This window comes from Edaphobacter paludis, assembly GCF_039993895.1.
GTDB lineage: Bacteria > Acidobacteriota > Terriglobia > Terriglobales > Acidobacteriaceae > Edaphobacter > Edaphobacter paludis.
This window is the reverse complement of the sequence record NZ_CP121194.1, coordinates 1,122,267-1,137,861: the sequence shown is the minus strand read 5'-3', so window position 1 is coordinate 1,137,861 and position 15,595 is coordinate 1,122,267. Positions and strand designations below refer to the sequence as shown.

Here is a 15,595-nt window from a genome sequence, read left to right as displayed (position 1 = left end):
GCGATATTCGTGTACACTAAAGACTCGAGTCCAAACACAGGAAAGTTGTCATGTCGATCAATCCAATCATGCAGAAGCTGGCCGCCAAGTTCGAGCGGACCGATTTACCCGAGTTTGCCCCTGGCGATACCGTCCGCGTTCAAGTGAAGATCCGCGAGGGCGAGAAAGAGCGTCTGCAGGCGTTTGAAGGCATGGTGATTGCCTGCCGTAAGGGAGCTCAAGGCACCTTTACCGTTCGCAAGATGAGCTTCGGCCAAGGCGTCGAGCGCATCTTCCCCTACAACTCCAAGGTTGTCGACAAGGTCGAGAAGATTCGCTCCTATGAGGTTCGCCGCTCCAAGCTGTTCTATCTGCGCGGCCTGCGTGGCAAGGCTGCCCGTCTGCGCGAGGTCGAGCGCGCCAAGTAAGCTTTTCATTATTCGTTTCCAAAGAGCCACGACTTCGGTCGTGGCTTCGTTTTGCCCCGCGGCGGGTTATACACTCGTTGATGAAGCATATGGCCTCTGTTGCGTCGATCCGAATCTCGAAGACAGTTACCGCCGCGACTGCGAAGCAGCGGATGCTGAGGCAACTTGTGTGCAGCGACGCGCCAGAGCAGGCTTTGCGTTATCACGGCTTTAGCAGCATTGCGGGCGTGGACGAAGTAGGCCGCGGAGCATTATTCGGACCGGTCGTCGCCGCTGCTGTAATTCTGCCTGAGCGCTTGAACGGCTTAGCGAAGGCTGGGCTGAGGGATTCCAAACAGTTGACGAGGGAGCAGCGCGAGAGCCTCAACAAACGTATCCGGCGAATGGCGATTGCGTTTTGCGTTGCCGAGGTGGATGCCGAGACCATCGATCGCGTGAATATCTATCAAGCAACACGGATCGCCATGCTCGCTGCCGTCCAGGGTTTGACTGTTGCTCCCGATCATCTGCTGATCGACGCCATGCGGCTTGACCATCCCTGCAAACAGACGAAGCTGATCTACGGCGATTCGCTCAGCCTTTCGATTGCAGCCGCTTCGGTTATTGCCAAGGTGCATCGGGATGCATTGATGCGGGAGTTGGACCTGGCACATCCGGGATATGGTTTGGCTTCGCATAAGGGCTATGGCACGCCGGAGCATCGGCGGGCACTGAAGGAGCATGGGCCATGTGCGTTGCACCGACGGACATTTGCGCCGGTCCAAGCCGTCGATCCCAACGCGGTAGTCGAGGCACAGGTTGCGAATGAATTGTTGTTTGATGATTTCGAAATGGAAGAGGAGGCTGAGTGGGCTTGAAGTTAATGTGTGTTGTGGCGCATCCGGATGATGAGTGTTTCGCGTTTGGTGGAGCGTTGGCGTTGGCTGCGGAGCGTGGAATTGAGACATACGTTATCTGCCTGACCGATGGACAGGCAGCAATAAACCGGGGCGACGCCGCTTCGGGCGAAGCGCTGGGAAAGATGCGGCGGGAAGAATTTGACGCTTCATGCAAGGTGCTTGGCATAACTCAGCACGAGTTGCTGGACTACCATGATGCGCGGTTGGAGTTTGTCGATTTTTCCCTTACTGCGGGGCGCCTGGTAGAGAAAATGCGGCGGATTCGTCCCGACGTCGTACTTACATTTGGCGGCGACGGCGGCCTGAATACGCATCCCGACCACATGATGGTGTCGATGCTGACCACGGCGGCGTTTCACTGGTCAGGGCAGGCCAAGAGATATCCAGAACTCGGCCCGGTGCATGGCCCGCAGCGGCTTTTTTACCTCAGCACGAACTTCTTCATACCCGAGAGACAAGCGCCGAAGCCGATGCCCTGGACGGTTGCGCTGGATGTTCAATCCGTGCGAGCGCGCAAGACGGAGGCGTTTCGACAACATACTTCGCAGGCTCCTCTGATGGAGCAGACGAAGGAATTGTTTGAGAAGTATGGTGCCGAGGAGTTTTATACGTTGGTGGCGGCGAACGAGCCGCAAGCAGCACGGCTTGAGAAGGATTTATTCGACGGGTTGGCTGAATAGATGGCCGACTCTGGATTCCGTGGTGGATGGCAATCGGATGTGACTGGCGCAAGAGCCGCAGTGGATCCCATTGCACTGTTTCGCGCGTGGATGATTGATGCCGAGGCCAAGGAGCCAAACGATCCGAATGCTCTGGCGCTGGCGACTGCAACCGCGGATGGTGCGCCCAGTGTTCGCATGGTGCTACTGAAGAGCCTCGATGAGCGGGGGTTTGCCTTCTACACCAATGCAGAGAGCCGGAAGGGTGCGGAGTTGGCGGAGAATCCTCGGGCTGCAATGTGTTTTCACTGGAAGTCGTTACGCCGTCAGGTGCGCATCGAAGGATTAGTTTCGGAGTTGCCGGATGCAGAGGCAGACGCTTATTTCCACAGTCGTTCGCGAGGCAGCCAGATTGGCGCAGTAGCTTCGCGCCAGAGCAGACCTCTGAGCAGCCGCGAGGCATTGGAGGAACGTGTCCAAGTAATAGAGGAACGATATCCAGACGCTGTTCCCCGCCCCCAGTTCTGGCGGGGTTATGTGCTTTGGCCAGAACGAATCGAGTTCTGGGTGAATGGTGCGGAACGGCTCCATGATCGCTTCTTGTTTTTGCGCGCAGATAGCGCGTGGGTCAAGGAACAGTTGTATCCCTGAAGCTACCTTCGCATCATGACCTTCTCTTATTCAAGGAATTACCAGATATAAGTAGCAACTGCGCCTGCGCTTAGAACAGCGGTAAATGCCCTATTGTGATATTGAACGTTGAAGGTCTGCGATGAATCGCCTGGATTCGCCACGATGATCACTTCTCTCCCCGCGGCAGTTTTGAACGCAACATTCGGAAGGGTATTAAGATCGCTGGAGCCTATTCGAACTGATCCCGGAGGAACAAACTTCGATGCATGAGCAATCGTGTAGTATGCAAGGTCGCGAGCGACATGATCGCCGTCGATGGTCAGTGCTCCCTGGCAACCGGTGCACCCGCCGTCATTAGTGTGAGGACCGAACTGCGGATCGGCGGCTAGATTCCAGAGCAGAATATTCCTGCTCCAGTTGCGGCTCACCCCAATGATAATTTTGGCCACTGGATCCGCTATATCCATGGTCCCACTACCACGGTCCTCTGTCACCGACTGCTCGGTAAAGTACAAGTTCTTATCTGGAAATGCATTGTGCACTTCGGTCATCGCATCGACAGTGCCACCGTATAGATGAAATCCAGTTCCATCGACGTATTTGTTCGCGGCCGGATCTCTCAAAATGGAGAGTGGATAGGCCGGGTGGTCGAGATTGTGATCGTATAAAACAATCTTGGTTTTGATTCCGGCCTTTGCGAAGTCAGGTCCCAGATCATTTTTAATGAAGTCAGCCTCTTCGGGCGCGAGCATCACCATGCTGGGTGTATTTTTTTCGTTCAGCGGTTCGTTCTGAATAGTTATGGCATCGATGGGAATGCCCTCTGCCTTCATCCCTTGAATGTACTTAACAAAATAGGTGGCATAGGCAGCAAAACACTCCGGCTTCAGGACACCCCCTTTTGCGACACCGGTTGTCTTCATCCATAGGGGAGCAGACCAAGGCGATCCGAGAATTTTAATTCTTGGATTAATGGCTAGAATCTGCTTCAACACCGGAATAACATCCTTCTGATCGGGCGCGAGACTAAACTTCGCCATATCGGGATCTGTCTGGCCCTCCGGTAGATCATCGTACGAATAGACATGGTCGTTCATGTCCGACGAGCCAATGCTCACACGCAGATAGCTGACGCTGATGTTATTACCGCTGTCCGTGAATAGCTCTTGAAGCAGCGCAGCCCGTTTTGCCGGGTCCATGCGCATGATCAACTGCGCGCTGCCGCCAGTGAGTGCAAATCCAAACCCATCCATGGTCTGAAATGTCTGTTTGTCATCGACGTTAATGGTTGGATTACTTCCTGAAGGCTCGGTAAAATTCAGCGGCGTCTTTTGTAGTTGCAAGAGAGACGACTTATCGGGAGTTGTCAGCCAGTAGGTAGCCTTTTTTTGGGCGCGCAACGTCTGCGGAATAACCGCCAATGCGACGAGCAGTAGACAACTACCGATTCTGGATCTCATTTCTTCCCCTTGGACATCGTTACAGGCTTTAATTTACTGATACGGACTTCATGCCTAGCGCCTTCAGATATCCAGGATTGACATGGCAATTCTTTAGCTTGATGTTTTCGAGCAGTCCAGCGAAGGCACGGTTGATGGTGTCCTGATCGGGTCTGGCTTTAAGACGCTCTTCAACATGGCCAGTGCCGCTTGGCAGTTTGGCGAAGGCGACGATCTTATCCCATCCTTCAGGCGGGGTAATGGTAACGATTGCTGAAGTATTCGACATCTTTTTATACGGCCAGAAGGTCCAGCCTATGTCGTTCTTATTCAACAGTGCGACGAATTGTGTAATCCACTCATCGGTATTTTCTCCCGACTCACCCATCCAGATAGGAACGTTATAGCGGTCGCGGAAGTCGAGGTATTGCTGGATGACCGAAACGTCCGTCTTGGTCCAGTACTTATGAAAGGTGTAAGCGGTATTGTTGTCGAATGGCTGATGGAAGACTGAGAAGTTACTATCCCACTGCGCTCCGCCAAGGAAGAGGATGTGGTGAGAGTCGATCGGTCGAATAGCCTTTGTAAGCATCCTGTAAACCGGTTCGAGCTTAGCATTCAGCGGTGCCAGGCTTGGGTAGTGAGGGATTGGCTCGTTGAGCAGATCGTACCCAAGCACGGTGGGATTATCTTTATAGTGACGTGCAATTCGCTGCCAGACTGCGGCCAGATGGGCCTGCTCGCGTGGGCTATCGTATAGCCAGGGATACCCATCGCTATCGTCGATGTTCGCGCCGGTCTGTCCTCCGGGAGCGGCATGCATGTCGATAATGACGTAAAGCCCCTCCTCGTGGCACCACTGGATGACCCGGTTGAGCAGCATGAAGCCTTCAGAGTTATCTGTCTCAAAAAACTTGTAGTGAATCGGGATGCGGACGGTATTGAGGCCAGCCTCATGAAGAAGATGGATGTCCTCGCGTGTAATGTAGTCTTCCCTGTATTGATGCCAGAAGTCAGTTGCCTTGTCAGGCCCGAGAAGTTCGCGCACCAGCGCTTCGATCTCTCCAGCCGATTGCGGCCCTCCATCGAAGTTCCACATGTAGCCCTCGGGCATAAACCAGTTACCGAGGTTTGTTCCTCGAATCAGGAAGGGCTTACCATTCGCGTCGACAATCTGCTTCTGCTGCGTGTGGGCAAACTGAGCAGAGGCGCACAGAGGCAATAGGCAAAAGAGAAAAGCAGCGACGCACAAGATTCGGCGAGTCAACATGGGTTATCCGTCCTTACTGTGGCAGAACTGTGAAAGTGGCATGATTGGTAGCGGTAGAGTCCGTTCCTACCCAGAGATCGAACGTGCCGGGCTCAATCGACCAGTGATGCGTCTGCGGGCTCCAGAAACCCAGGTCGCGTGTGTCGAGTTGCAGCGTGATTGTTTGCTTATCACCGCGCTTGAGAGTTATGCGCCGAAAGCCTTTGAGTTCGCGGACCGGCCTGGAAGAACTCCCGGATCGCTGGTGAGTATAAAGCTGCACCACTTCATCCCCCGCAACCGATCCCGTATTCTGCACATTGATCGATACCATCAGCGACGAGCCGGATTTGACAGTGGAAGATGCCAGCTTAAGGTCATCCAGCTTAAAGCTGGTGTAGCTGAGTCCATAGCCGAAAGGATAGAGCGGCGCGCTCGAGCCATCCCAGTAACGAGTGTCGTGCGCATCGGTATTCTGCGTGTTGTTGTGCGCGTAGAAGATAGGCACCTGCCCCACACTGCGCGGCCAGCTGACAGGCAGCTTGCCTCCGGGATTGGCGTCGCCGAAGAGCAGGTCGGCAATTGCATTACCACCCTCGGTGCCGGGATACCACGCATCGAGGATGGCAGGCACATGCTGCGATGCCCATGTGATATTGAGCGGCCGTCCATTGAGCAGCACCAGTACTATCGGTTTTCCAGTTGCAACTGCAGCTTCCAGAAGCTGTTCCTGCCGCCCGGGAAGCGTAAGGGTGGAGCGTGAGGCGGCCTCGCCACTCATGTTCTGCGCCTCTCCGAGGACGAGCACTGCAACCTGGGACTGCTTGATGAGATCGATAGCGTGAGCAAACTCCGCATCCCGCGCCGCATCAGTTGTCAGCGTAGGCTGCGGGCTGGGAAACTGGCTATCGAAGATCGACGGCTGACCTCGTGCAATCTCGACGCCCTTTGCCCACGATACCGTAGCATCTGCACCAAAACGTTTGCGGATTCCTTCAAGCACCGTGACCGCGTCCGCGGGATGGCCGGCAAGGCTCCACGACCCCATGATATCGGGCTTCGAATCCGCCAGGGGACCGATCACGGCAATCGATTTAAGCGACTTGCTGAGTGGAAGCAAACCACCCTCGTTCCGCAGCAGGACGGCAGTTCGTTCCGCCGCTTTCCTGGCTGCATCACGCTGTTCAGGGGAGACCAATTGCGCTGCCACCTGCGAAGGATCGCTGTAGGGATGGCTGAAGAGGCCGAGTCGATACTTCGTTGTAAGAATGCGGCGCACCGACTCATCGATGGTCGATTGCTTTACCAGCCCATCTTTGACTGCCTTCGCCAGATTGTCGCGATAGACGTGGCTGGTCATCTCCATATCCACACCGGCATTCACGGCACGCGCAGCCGCATCCTCAGGACCAGAAGCAAAGCCATGCGTGGTCAGGTTAAACACTGCATCCCAATCGCTCACCACAAAACCATCGAACTTCCATTTGTCGCGGAGCACATCCTGAAGCAAAAATTTATTGCCCGCCGCAGGCACACCGTTCAGGTCCATGTATGCAGGCATCAGCGAACCGGCGCCCGCGTGTACCGCGGCCTCAAACGGCGGAAGGTAGACGTTCCAAAGTTGCTCATCGGAGATATCGGACGAGTCGTAGTCGCGTCCGCCCTCAGCCGCCCCATAACCCGCAAAGTGTTTTACGCAGGCAAGAATATGGTTCGGGCTGCCCAGCGTATCGCCCTGAAAACCGCGGACCTGGGCCGCTGCCATCTTGGACCCGAGATATGGATCTTCGCCAGCGCCCTCCATGATGCGACCCCATCGTGGATCGCGCGCGATATCGACCATGGGTGCGAACGTCCAATCGACGCCGACGGCGCTGGCCTCTTTCGCCGCCATGCTCTGAACGTGCTCGACCATGGTCGGATCCCATGATGCCGAGAGAGCTAGCGGAACCGGATAGATCGTGCGAAAGCCATGAATCACGTCGAATCCGAAGATAAGCGGAATATGGAGTCTACTGCGATCTACGGCAATGTGTTGGAGGCGATTAATCTCATTAGCATCGGTGATAAAGAGAAAAGAGCCTACCTGCCCTTTGAGGATGAGTTGGTCGGGCGAGACCTCCTGCGGCTCGTTCAGCGCAATCTGGCTCATCTGGCCAATCTTCTCCTCAAAAGTCATCCTGCTCAGCAGATCGTTCACAAAACGAGACATCTCCGTATCGCCTGTCTTCGCGGCGCGGTCGGATCTCACGGAGGACTGCATCTGTGCCGGCAGTGCGGGAGCACATGATCCACCAAGCAGTGCAAGGGACAAACCGCTTATAGTGAGTTGGGATATCAAAGTTCGTGATGTAAGACGGAACGTCATTGGCAGCTCCTGCAACAGTTAGTTATGAAAAGGCGTAGCCAGAGGATGACAGGGCTGAAGCTCCGCCATGAACGCCGCGGTAAATTAGCGTATCCTGCAGATGGATAAGTGTAGACAAACGTTTGTCCATTGTCCATACGAAATCGACTCCAGCTCCGATTCCCTCTTATTTTCCCTGCCGAACCGATCTTATACCGACCGTCTGTATCCTGTTGATACTCTCTTACAGAGACAATCTCTTTACCCGAGAACTAAGCCGTCCATTGTCATGTCGAAATCTCCCACGTCTCCCACACATACAGCACACCGCACCAGCCTCAAAATGCTGGCCGAATATCTTGGGCTCAGTCCATCGACGGTATCGTTCGTTCTCAACGACGCACCCGGTCGATCCATCCCCGAGGTCACCCGTCAGCGTGTCAAGGCCGCAGCGGCAAAGTTCAACTACCAGCCCAGCATGATCGCCCGCACTCTCCAGGGGAAACGCATGCAGACCATTGGGGTCCTGCTGCCGGAGCTTGGCGAGGGATACCACTCCCAAGTGCTCAGTGGCGTCGGTGACCTGCTCATACGAGAGGGATTTTTCTATTTCACGGTCCACCACCGACACAAGAAGGAGCTGGTCGCGGCCTATCCCGAACTCCTACGGTCGCGCGGTGTGGACGGCATCCTGGCAATCGATACGCACCTGCCGGAAGGCTCTCATCTTCCACTGCCCACAGTTCTGGTTGCAGGACATACGGAACTTGCCGGCGTAACCAACGTAATTCTGAACCACGAGCGGGCTGCTGAACTCGCGTTGCGGCACCTCCACGAACTTGGTCATAGAAAGATCGCATTCATGCAGGGGCAGCCGTTCAGTTCCGACTCCGATACCCGCTGGGCTGCGACCTTGCACGTGGCCCGCGAACTAGGCCTCGTTGTAAGCGATGACCTGACGATTCACCTGGAAAAGGATTCCCATTCGCCCGAGATCAGCTATCCCGGCATTCGTCAGCTCATCCAGAGCAGGCGGCAGTTTACCGCGGTTCTTTGCTTCAACGACGTATCGGCGATGGGAACGATCCGCGCGCTGCACGAGGCCGGTCTACGCGTGCCCAACGACGTTTCGGTCCTTGGGTTCGACGACATTCAGTCTTCGCAATATCAAGTCCCAAGCCTTACGACCATCCGCCAGCCTCTGCACGAGATGGGAAGCACGGCCGCGAGAATGTTGTTGAAGAAGCTGGCAGACGAGATTACACCCGAACTAATTCGAGTCGATCCAGAGCTGATCGTTCGCGAATCTACAGCACGCGCAAGCAAGCCGTCAAAAAGACCCATTGCCGCAAAATAAAAGTTCATTTGTCATTAGAGGCAGCTCGCTTCGGTTCTTCAGACGGAATGAGAACGCCACCCTGCTTCAAGTGATAAAAGCGATCCCCCGCAACGTTTTCAAATACCTGCTGTTCCCCATTCGGCCATAGTACTTCGACCTTGTCGATGCGTTCAGCGCGCCCCAGCCCGAAGTGCAAACGCAGATCGTTTTGCGACAAATAGCTTCCACCGCTTCGGACCTCGTCCATCTGCCGCGTCTTACCTGTCGTCACCCATACACGAGCATTCAGCGCCAGCCGGTTCTTCGGGCTGCCTTCCAGATCGAAGCTGATCCAGTGGTTCGCCGGATCGCTCTTGGCTGCAAGAACCATGGGTCCGCCTGTCAGGTTCTCCACCACAACATCAAGCTTGCCGTTATTGAAGAGATCCCCAACCGCCAGCCCCCTGCTCACCTGCAACTCGCGCACTGCTTCGCCCGACTCCTCGCTCACGTCTTTGAACGTGCCATCATGCTGGTTCTTGAAGACAAGCTTGGGCTCCCTGTATCTCGTCCCCATCTTCACGCTGTCTACCTGTGGATAGACGTGGCCGTTCACTAAAATAAGATCCTTCCAGCCTGAGTTATCGAGGTCTAAAAACGCATCGCCCCAGCCGACATATGGTGAACTCGCACGCGAAATCCCGGCAGAGCGCGAGACGTCAGAAAAGGTCATTCCACCGTCGTTGCGAAACATCGCCGCATACTCGTCGCTGAAGTGGGTCACAACGAGGCTCATTCGACCAACGTTCAAATAGTCTCCGAGCGCAAGCCCCATGTTTGCCTGCTCCGTTCCGTCTTCACTCACGGCAACTCCAGCGTCGTAAGCCATCTCCTTGAAATGCCCGTTGCCGTCATTGTGATAGAGATAGTTCGGCTCGCCGTCGTTCCCGACAAAGAGGTCGAGCTTGCCATCGTTGTCGAAATCAGACCACACCGCACCAAGGCCAAAGAAATGGTTAGGATCATCCACCCCAGCCTGCTTCGCAACCTCGGTAAAGGTGCCGTCGCCATTGTTGTGATAGAGCGAATCGGGAGAACCTTTCAATCCCCGAGGTCCACACTGAACAGCCACACCGTGATATTCGCAGGTTTTGCTTGAGCCGAACTTCGGCAGGTCATGCATGTCCAGATCGACATAGTGCGGTACAAACAGATCGGAATTTCCATCACCGTCGTAGTCTCCAAACGTCACGCCAGTTGCCCAACCGGTGTCTTTGTCGAGGCCTGCCGCCTTTGTGACATCCGTAAAAGTGCCATCGCCGTTGTTACGATAGAGGACCACGCCGCCGAAGCAACTGACAATCAAGTCGGGCTTGCCATCGTTGTTATAGTCGCCCACAGCAACGCCCATCGCCCAGCATGGATAGCCCACCCTGGCCTTCTCTGTGACATCGGTAAAAGTGCCGTCGTGATTGTTATGGAAGAGCGCGCTTCTCGCTTTTTGTCCTGCAAGCGCCATCGAAACGCTGGGAGCGTTTGTGAAATAGATATCGAGCCAGCCATCGCCATCATAATCAAGCAGGGCAACGCCACCGTTCATCGATTCGACAATGTACTTCTGTTCGGGACTGGAGAGGTGCTCGAAATGAATGCCAGTCGAAGCAGTAATGTCCACCAGTTGCGGGACTCGCTCGCTCGCAGATTTCGGCACAGCCTTGCCTTGCGCCTGAATCATACCCGCAAGCAGAACCAGGTAAACAACGCAGCATAGACTCGCAAGGCACGATCTAAGCGCTGCCCAGCGCGCTATCCAATGACGCATTCCATCTAGCTTTATGTCCATCTACTTGTCCGGCTTGTCCTGCGGTGTATCGAGCCGCATCTCTTTATAGACAGCCCGCATCTTTTCCTTGATGTCCTTGTATTTTTGATAGGCCTCTAACTCACGCTTGGCGTCGTCCGGTCGCTTGAGTTTGCGATACGCCGTGCTCAATCGATAATGCGCCACGACATTGGTCGGGTCGGCAGCGACCAGCGGCTCCAGCAGCGGCAATGCCGATGCCGATTCATCCTTTTCAATATAGACATGGGCCAGTCCCAGCGTCGCATCCGCATCGCCCGGAGCCAGTGCGAGCGCCCGCGTGTAGTAAGCTACCGCGCCAGCGAAGTCGTCCTTCTCGACTGCAATATCGCCAAGCTTCGTCAAAGATTTAGTATCCCGTCCATTGGCCGCAACGGCCAGCTTGTACTCCTGCTCGGCCTCGGCCCGCAGCTTCAGGTCAGACGACGCGCGAAGCGCCTCCGCCAATTCAAAATGAATCCCTGGCAAATTCGGATCGATCGCAACGGCCTTGCGAAAGTTCGCAATCGCACCCGCAATGTCGCGCTCGCGGGCCAGTTCATGCGCCATTGCTTGATGCATCTGGCCCGACTCCGGCGCCGCCACCGACAAATCCAGCATCGCCTCACCTGCCAGATCGGAATAAAGCCGATACGCCGTATAGAGAAGGCTCGGGTCCGTCGGTTGAATCTTAAGCAAGCTCGATGCAATCGATGCTGCCCTGTCCAGATCGCCTGTTGACGAGTAGCTATCAATCAGATCTCGCCCAACTTGAATCTTGAGCGCTGCTTCCTCCACATGAGGAAAGGCTGCTTCAAGATCCGCACGACCACCGCGATCATCTCCAAGCCGACGTTCAGACATGCCAAGTAGCGACTGTATCTTCCACAGGCCAGCCTTCAGCTTCAACGCGGCCTGAAGCTGCGGGACAGCCTTGGCATAGTCTCCCTGAAAGAAATACAGCACCCCGAGATTGGCTCGGGCATCCACATTCTTCGGATCGAGCGCGATGATTGCCTGAAACTCCGGCACTGCGAGGTTGGGCTGATGTCCGATAAGGTATTGGCGGGCCAGACGAGAGTGCGACGCAATCTGCTGCTGGCGGCTCAAACTGGCTTGCGAAAAAGCCGGAAGGGCAACAACGCCCAACAGGAGCAGCGAGGTGAGTTTGTTCTTTACACGCATAGCAACCAAATCATATCGGGTTAAATGAATCTCCCGCATTTAAGAAGGAAAAGGACGGCGAGGAACCGCCGTCCTTTTCGGGTAAAGATGCGTTGAGGATTAGAACTCCAGGTGAGCGCCAAGTTGCACGCTTCGCCCTCCAATGGTCGTGCCGGTAATATTCGAGGCGGCATCCGTATAAGAAACCGTACCCGGAGAACTTGTGGTCAGTTGCTGATTCGGCACCCCAAAGCTGGGATGGTTGAATGCATTGCTTGCATCTGCCCTGATCTCTAGTTTGACCTGCTCCCGGATGGTGAATTTCTTGCCAGCCGAGAGGTTTACCTCTTCGAGCCCGGGACCGTATACGCTGTTCCTTCTTACATTGCCGAAGGTCCCAGGCGCCGGCCGAGAGAATGCCCCCGGATTGAACCAATGGTCGATAGTCCGACCGCCCTTGGGGATGATGCTCTCGCCCGTCCAATTGGGGAATAGCGATCCTGCAAGCGCATAGCTTGATCCATCCGATGCATAGACACTGAACGGATTGCCGCTGGACAGGACGATCGTGCTGGCAATCTGCCAGCCGCCAACCGCTTCGTCCAATAGCCAGTTATGGTTCAGGAACGTTCTGCCTTTGCCGAACGGCAGTTCGTAGAGTATGTTCCCCTTGAATGCATTGCGAACGTCAAAATTGGAGTTGCTGTAGTTCTTTGACGGATCAAACGCATTTTGATAATTCTGATCTCCGGAACGGCTGCCCCAACCGGAAGAGTCCTGATCGTCCAGAAAATGTGACCAGGTGTAGTTGAAGTTAAAGCTGATTCCCGATGTCAGCCGTTTGCTGATCGATGCCTGCAAGGAGTTGTAATTGGAGATTGCGTTGTTAGTGCTTCCAGTAATGGATTGGAATCCTGAATAGGGCCGAAACTGAGCGTCATTGGGTGACAGCCTGTTCTCGGGTATCTGATTGAGGTCGGTAGGGAAATTGAGATTGAATCCGTGACTGGCCACGTAGGCAAGCTCTGCCACCATGTTTGTACCCAGTTCATGCTGAAGGGACAGGTTCCATTGGTAAATCTCCGGCGTAGGTGTGTGATATTGGTTGTAATTCACACTCTGGCCATTGAATTTAGCCGGATCGGTTGTAGCAGCAGTATAGGGAAGGTTTGATCCGGTCCCGGACAGAATCACGACAGGAGTGATGCCGTTGGTCTGATCGGTTGAATTGCCCGATGAACTTATTTCGGCACCCATTCCACTGCCATAAGTGTCGAGGCTCAGGTTATAGGCATACAGCCCAAATCCACCTCGGAGAGTCGTGTCGGGATGTATCAGCCATGAGAATCCGGCCCTGGGTAGGAACGTGTTGTAAGAATCCGCCTGAAGAGAATCGCGCCCGTTGGCGTGGGTGGAACCGTACCACATAGCGCCAAGAGTGCCGGTACCGGGGTTAGGCACCGTCGGGTCAAAAGTACTCATGTTCTGGTGAACTTCTTTCCAGCCATGCCGAATCTGATAGCGCAGGCCGACGTTGATGGTCAGGTTAGGACGCACCTTGTAATCGTCCTGAATGAACACCTGCGGACTCTTCAGCCGGGCACCGTATTCAGGAGATACGCCTGCGTTCCAGGACTGCGCCTGGCCCAGCAGGAAGTCCGCATAGTTCAAGCCGGTTGAGGTATTTGGCGAAGCTACGCCGTTAGAATCCACCGTCCATTGCTGCGTGTACTGGCCCGAAAAATTCATAGTTCCGGCGTTCGTGTTACCCCAAGCAGTGGAATCGTCCCGGTACATCAGGAACTCGCCGCCAAAGTGAAGGATGTGCTTGCCACGAATCATGGTCACAACATCACTTGGATCGAAGACGTGCTCCTTATAGACAGCATTCGAACTGGGCTGAATCCAGGCGTATGGATACGGGGGGCCGAACTGAATCCCAGGAAAGTCGTCTGCCTTGGCAAATTGCCATCCCAGCTTGGAGGCATAGCCTTTACCCAATGCCAGATCAGCGAAAAAATTACCCTGGTAGGTATAACCCAGCCGGGCTTCGTTGATGGTGGTGTCGTTGATCGTCCACACGTCGGTTATCTGTGCGTTATTGCTGTCAACGTCGCCGGATTGGCAGCCGATGGGGCAAGCGGTGACGGCACTCGGATAAATAACCGGCGTATCACGTTGCGTATCCGACATGGTCAGTCTGTTGTGCTGCGTGATGTCATAATCCAGCCGTCCAAAATATTTTTTATACGGAGTGGATTGAGGATTGCTCGAGAAGAAATTGTTTTGCAGCAGTCCAACTGAATTCAGTGTGCCTGGAACAAATCTTCCTCCCGGAATATGGTTCGACGGTGTCGGGTAGAACTGTTGGAAGGCTGCTGCAACCTTATCAACCAGGAAGGACGGAACTTCGTTGCTCCCATACTCGCTCAGGAAGGATTTTCTGACCGGATAGGGATTGCCCTTTGAATCCTTCGCCATGACCTGAGTGGTTGGATCATAAATAAGAGGCTGCCCGGAGAAGTCGCCAGCCTTCACGGCCTCGGTCGGAACCGTGTTCGTTCCGTTGCTCGCCGAACCATGATTGATCGTCTGATCGTAGTTGAAGTAGAAGAACATCTTCTTCTTCAGAATCGGGCCGCCAATGGATCCGCCGAATTCGTTATAGCGGAGAAATGGAACAGGCACCTTGTTCCCAAATCCATACTGTGCGGCATTCAATGCATTGTTCTGAAAGTAGTCATAGGCCGATCCATGAAACTGGCCCGTGCCTCCCTTGCTGATCTGGTTCATAATCAAACCGCCAACGCCATACTGCGCCGAAAACGCTGACGTGGAGATCTGAACCTCCTGCACGGTCTCAAAGATTGAAACGTCGGAGTTGGCGCTATGCGACAACGTCGTGGAAGCTCCATCAGCAAGCACGTTGCTATAGGGGAGATTGCCGTTTGTAGAGACTTCCTGACCAGGGTTATTGGCTCCTTGTGAGCCCTTGGCCGTCCCCGATGTACCGGGCAGCAGAATTGTGAAGTTCTGCCAATCCTGGCCGACGTTGGGAAGCGGGGCCATCGTCTTGGCCTCAAGCGTGGTGGACTGCTCGCCGTTATCCGTCTCCAGAAGAGGAACGTCGGTATTGACCACGACTTCCTCGGTGACTGATCCGACCTTCAGTTTGGCGTTCACCGTCATCGTCCCAACTTGCACGGTGACAGACGACCGCTCCAACTTCGAAAATCCATCTTTCATAAAGGTGAGCTTGTAGTTGCCCACGACAATCGACGACGAATCGTAGATACCATCGTTGTTCGTCGTAAGAGTTTTGCTTACCCCGGTGTTGTTGTTGACGATATTGACGGTTACATCAGGCAGCGACGCCCCTGTGGTATCGGTTACCGTACCGCGGATATCACCCGAATTGGTGCTCTGTGCAAACCCGATTCCGATATACCCCGCGCCCAGCATGGCGACGGTAAGCAGTAGAGCTGGCCATCTCAATTTCATCTAATTGCCTCCAAAAAATGTTGCCGCAGTGTTGCTCGATACGCTCGTCGACTCGTGGATATTATCCTCGAGATCAAAGACAAACGTTTGTCTTTGACGAGTCTTTGTATGCGATAGCAATTAGGCCTGAACAGAAACA

Annotated in this window: 11 protein-coding genes; 5 read left to right on the top strand and 6 right to left on the bottom strand. The window is 54.6% G+C overall.

The window, feature by feature from the left end:
- Positions 1-50: 50 nt before the first annotated feature.
- The 4 genes from rplS (at position 51) to pdxH (ending at position 2,616) form a co-directional block, all read left to right on the top strand.
- Positions 51-407, top strand: coding sequence for a 50S ribosomal protein L19 (rplS, locus tag P4G45_RS04620; RefSeq protein ID WP_348268503.1), 357 nt, complete (start codon positions 51-53; stop codon positions 405-407).
- A gap of 89 nt (positions 408-496) precedes the next feature.
- Entirely contained in the window at positions 497-1,264 is a 768-nt protein-coding gene (locus tag P4G45_RS04615; protein WP_348268502.1) for a ribonuclease HII, read from the top strand.
- On the top strand, positions 1,255-1,986 hold the full coding sequence (locus P4G45_RS04610; protein WP_348268501.1) for a PIG-L family deacetylase: 732 nt from the start codon (positions 1,255-1,257) through the stop codon (positions 1,984-1,986). The genes P4G45_RS04615 and P4G45_RS04610 overlap by 10 nt, the downstream gene beginning before the upstream one ends.
- Positions 1,987-2,025: 39 nt before the next feature.
- The gene (pdxH, locus tag P4G45_RS04605; RefSeq protein ID WP_348268500.1) at positions 2,026-2,616 is read left to right on the top strand and encodes a pyridoxamine 5'-phosphate oxidase; all 591 of its coding nucleotides are present in this window, start codon (positions 2,026-2,028) and stop codon (positions 2,614-2,616) included.
- Positions 2,617-2,654: 38 nt separating this feature from the next.
- Here the strand turns inward: pdxH and P4G45_RS04600 are convergent, their stop codons facing one another.
- The 3 genes from P4G45_RS04600 to bglX all read right to left on the bottom strand — a co-directional run bounded on the left by P4G45_RS04600 (position 2,655) and on the right by bglX (position 7,537).
- Entirely contained in the window at positions 2,655-4,019 is a 1,365-nt protein-coding gene (locus P4G45_RS04600; RefSeq protein WP_348268499.1) for a glycoside hydrolase family 30 beta sandwich domain-containing protein, read from the bottom strand.
- A 67-nt stretch (positions 4,020-4,086) separates the two neighbouring features.
- Complete coding sequence (locus tag P4G45_RS04595) at positions 4,087-5,307, bottom strand: cellulase family glycosylhydrolase (RefSeq protein WP_348268498.1); 1,221 nt, start codon at positions 5,305-5,307, stop codon at positions 4,087-4,089.
- Positions 5,308-5,320: 13 nt separating this feature from the next.
- Positions 5,321-7,537, bottom strand: a complete 2,217-nt coding sequence (bglX, locus tag P4G45_RS04590; RefSeq protein WP_348268497.1) for a beta-glucosidase BglX — start codon at positions 7,535-7,537, stop codon at positions 5,321-5,323.
- A gap of 385 nt (positions 7,538-7,922) precedes the next feature.
- Here bglX and P4G45_RS04585 point away from each other — a divergent pair, with 385 nt between their 5' ends.
- Complete coding sequence (locus tag P4G45_RS04585) at positions 7,923-8,990, top strand: LacI family DNA-binding transcriptional regulator (RefSeq protein WP_348268496.1); 1,068 nt, start codon at positions 7,923-7,925, stop codon at positions 8,988-8,990.
- 4 nt (positions 8,991-8,994) lie between these two features.
- On the opposite strand, the gene P4G45_RS04580 is transcribed toward P4G45_RS04585, so the two are convergent.
- From P4G45_RS04580 to P4G45_RS04570, 3 genes are all read right to left on the bottom strand, one after another.
- Complete coding sequence (locus tag P4G45_RS04580; protein ID WP_348268495.1) at positions 8,995-10,686, bottom strand: CRTAC1 family protein; 1,692 nt, start codon at positions 10,684-10,686, stop codon at positions 8,995-8,997.
- Between the two features lie 108 nt (positions 10,687-10,794).
- On the bottom strand, positions 10,795-11,976 hold the full coding sequence (locus P4G45_RS04575) for a tetratricopeptide repeat protein (protein WP_348268494.1): 1,182 nt from the start codon (positions 11,974-11,976) through the stop codon (positions 10,795-10,797).
- A 99-nt stretch (positions 11,977-12,075) separates the two neighbouring features.
- The gene (locus P4G45_RS04570; protein WP_348268493.1) at positions 12,076-15,456 is read right to left on the bottom strand and encodes a TonB-dependent receptor; all 3,381 of its coding nucleotides are present in this window, start codon (positions 15,454-15,456) and stop codon (positions 12,076-12,078) included.
- Positions 15,457-15,595 lie beyond the last annotated feature (139 nt).